At 63.4% G+C, this 232-nt stretch carries 1 protein-coding gene; it reads left to right on the top strand.

The window, feature by feature from the left end:
- The coding region (locus AAEZ10_RS27800) for an aldehyde dehydrogenase family protein (RefSeq protein WP_350571902.1) at positions 1 to 232 on the top strand (232 nt) is incomplete at both ends.

Below are 232 nucleotides of genomic sequence, written 5' to 3'. Positions count from 1 at the left end.
GTGTGGTCGCGGCGATTGTGCCGTGGAATTTCCCGCTGATGATGAGTGCGTGGAAGCTCGGCCCGGCGCTTGCCACCGGCAACTCGGTGATTCTGAAACCTTCCGAGCGCTCGCCGCTCAGCGCGATTCGTCTGGCTCAACTGGCGCTGGACGCGGGCATTCCTGCGGGGGTGTTCAACGTTTTACCGGGTTACGGGCACACCGTGGGCAAGGCATTGGCGCTGCACATGGA

It is taken from the genome of Pseudomonas sp. H26/SER47-MNA-CIBAN-0231, assembly GCF_040310465.1.
Lineage (GTDB): Bacteria > Pseudomonadota > Gammaproteobacteria > Pseudomonadales > Pseudomonadaceae > Aquipseudomonas > Aquipseudomonas atacamensis.
The sequence above is the reverse complement of the archived record's forward strand: the minus strand, read 5'-3'. Positions and strand labels throughout refer to the sequence as shown.